This is a genomic window from Mycobacterium sp., from assembly GCF_049281135.1.
Classification (GTDB): Bacteria; Actinomycetota; Actinomycetes; order Mycobacteriales; family Mycobacteriaceae; genus Mycobacterium.
In genome coordinates this window covers 1-3,021 of sequence record NZ_JBAPRN010000543.1, presented here as the reverse complement: position 1 = coordinate 3,021, position 3,021 = coordinate 1, and the positions used below count along the sequence as shown (strand labels likewise).

Genomic DNA, 3,021 nt, shown 5'->3' with positions numbered 1-3,021 from the left:
GAATACGCCCACAATCTGGCCGGCGAGCCTCGGGATCGCGTGAGCTTCGACGTCGCGCTGGGTTCGCTGAGCCGCCTCGACTCATCGGCCGGTGAACTGCTGCGTCGGCGTGGCGCGTTCGCACGTTGCATTCAGATGCTCGGTGCGTTAGATGTCGCAGCAAAGCTCTCTGTTGCCCATGCCCGCGAGCGTGTCCAGTTCGGCCGCCCGCTCAGCCAGTTCCAGGCCGTCCAGCACTCGCTGGCTGCGATGGCGGGTGAGATCGAAAATGCCCGTGCTGCAACTGTGTTAGCGGTGGCAGCAGCATCTGATTACGGCTTTGGCGCCGAACAGACCGCCTACGCCGTCACCGTCGCCAAAGTGGTCTTGGGATGCGCTGTCGAACCAGTGACAACCATCGCCCATCAGTTGCACGGCGCAATCGGCACCACCTTCGAGCATCCGCTGTGGCTGGCGACCCTGCGCGCACGAAGCTGGAGCACCGAGTTCGGCGCTACGGCCGAACACGCCCGCCGGCTAGGCCGAGACGCACTGGCGGTGGCGCACGACCCGGACATGTTGTGGGACTTGATAGTCGGCAGCCCTAGGGTCCAGTGGTAAATAGCTGAGTGCAGCGGCGTTGGCTTCAACGGAAGAGATTGAACGTGGACTTCAAAGGCGCCCACAGCGTCCTGCTACCCGTCGCCCCGCTCGGTCACGGCCACCAAACCCGGGCGGCGAGAACGGTCAGCACTGCGACCGGTACCGCTGAGCCGATCGACGGGCATACCGATGGGTCGGCCAGATCTCGCGAAGCACGCGTGGCCGCAGCACGGTCGGTGTAACTGCGTCCTGGCGAGCAGACCCCAACGACGTTAGAAGACGTAGCGCGCGATTAGGTCGGCAACCACGGCAGGTTTGTCGGATCCCTCGATCTCAACCGTCTGGCGTATCGTCAGATCGACGGTATCGTCGGCCACTTTTGTCGCGTCAGATACTGTTGAGCGGACCCGGATTCGCGATCCCGCAGTCACCGCGTTGATGAACCGCACCTTGCCCAAGCCGTAATTGATGCCCATTTGCGCGTTCTCGACGCTGTAGTTGCCCCTCTTGAGAGCCGGGATCAACGACAGAGTCAAAAAGCCGTGGGCAATCGTTGAACCATAAGGACTTTCGTTCCTGGCGCGGTCGACGTCGGTGTGGATCCACTGGTGGTCGTCGGTGATGTCGGCGAACGCGTCTATGCGTTGCTGGTCGATCAGCTTCCACTCGCCGGCGCCGAGGTCGTCACCGACTGACGCGAGGGCGTCGTCGACCGACGCAATAACCTTCATGAGCCTCTCCTGTCCATGCGGTCGCGGCAACCTCCGCACCCCGAAGTCCGGGCCGGGCGTTCCAACGGTCCTAGTACCACGACACCAAAAGTACAATATATATATCTATTTTGTTATACCACGGTGAAACGAGGGAACCCCGAGCCGACAACAAGCGGTTTGACAGTGGTGTCTTCATCGACATCTGCACCGCCCAGCGTCAAGACTGCTGCCAGACCGAACCCGACTAAACGACAGGCTGGTAGATGCAGCACGTCGGCACACGTGGGATGTTCTGAATAACCCAGACATCGAAGGCGATTTCGGATCGGACGGCTCGACGCGCTACAGGGTTTGATAGCCGCGGCGTCTTAAGGCTCGTTTAAGGCCAGAAGCTGACACAGTACGCGCCGTACTCGATTCCGCCCCTTTCCCCACCTGTCGCAGAAGTTTGTTGGACAGGCGTCGGCCGCTGCCGTGATCCGATCGGGAAGTTAGTCGCACTCAGTGTCACGCCCGCGATCGGCTGACCCGGAATAGCTTGACCTCACCGCTGACGTCCTTGAGACGTCGTGAACCGGCGACTGCCCAGTCGAAACCTTCCGCGTCGCCGATAGCGTCGCGCGCACTTTCGGCGACAAACACATGGGTTGTGGGCGTAGTTCGGCGCGTAAGTGTCGTCAGTAGTGTGGTCAGCCAGCGGCCACGGTGGAGCTTCGCAATCCAAAGGTGACGCATGCCGGTTAGACGCATGGCTGAGTAGCTGGATCGGTGCGGCCAACCGAGACGAAAGTATGCAGCGCCGGGAATCGGGTTTCTATGGCTCGCTGAACTTCTTGAAGTCCGCTGATTCGATAATCGAGAACATCACAGACGGTGATCGACACCACAGTCGGTAGATTCGAGAGAACCGCCCTGGAATCGTATCGTCGCAAATGGTGCGCGGTCTGCGCAGGCGCGACGGCGAATCAGCTGTGCGGGATCTTGAACGGCAACACGCTGCCAGCGTCAATCACGGTGGTGGTTCCGGTGACATAACAACTCTCGTCAGAAGCGAGGTACACCACCGCCGGTACGATGTCCTCGGCGTCAAGCCAGGGTACGCGTAGGGCATTCATACCCGTCATGATCTCGGCGACTTGATCACGAGTAGCGCCGTCGAGTCCGGTCAGCCTTGTGTAGGTATCCGCGTTGGCAATCATGGGAGTGTCGACGGTGCCGGGATGGATCGAATTCACCCGGATACCATGCGGAGCCAGGTCGACCGCCAAGGCGCGCATGAGTCCGGTGACGCCGTGTTTGGCGGTGACGTAATGAGCCAAGTGGGGATACGCAGTCAGCCCCGCGACTGAGCTGATCAGAATGATCGAGCCGCCGTTGCCGCGTTCGATCATGGTCGGCGCAGCGGCCTTAACCGTCTTCCACACGCCGGTGAGGTTCACGTCAAGCATCGTCTGCCAGGTTTGCTCGTCGAGTTCGAGCGCTGATCCGAAGGTTCCGATACCGGCGTTGGCGACGACGACGTCGATCGCCCCGAAGGCGTCGACGGCCCGCTCAGCGACGGCCTGCAACGCGGGTAGATCACGTACGTCGGCCGTGGCGGCGATAATCCGACGATCAAGGGCTTCAACGAGTTTCACGGTTTGAGCGAGGTCGTCTTCAGTGGCCCCCGGATAGCGGACCGTGTCGATGTCGCGGCAGATGTCAATCGCGATGATGTCGGCGCCCT

The 3,021-nt window shown here is 61.2% G+C and carries 3 protein-coding genes; 1 reads left to right on the top strand and 2 read right to left on the bottom strand.

Features of this window, described 5'->3' with window-relative positions; all coding sequences use genetic code 11:
- The coding region (locus tag WAN02_RS21335) for an acyl-CoA dehydrogenase family protein (RefSeq protein WP_422266211.1) at positions 1-600 on the top strand (600 nt) is incomplete at its 5' end.
- A gap of 254 nt (positions 601-854) precedes the next feature.
- Here WAN02_RS21335 and WAN02_RS21330 read toward each other — a convergent pair.
- On the bottom strand, positions 855-1,313 hold the full coding sequence (locus WAN02_RS21330; RefSeq protein ID WP_422266210.1) for a MaoC family dehydratase: 459 nt from the start codon (positions 1,311-1,313) through the stop codon (positions 855-857).
- A 947-nt stretch (positions 1,314-2,260) separates the two neighbouring features.
- Positions 2,261-3,021, bottom strand: a 761-nt coding sequence (locus tag WAN02_RS21325) for a mycofactocin-coupled SDR family oxidoreductase (RefSeq protein ID WP_422266209.1), incomplete at its 5' end; no start/stop codon positions are given.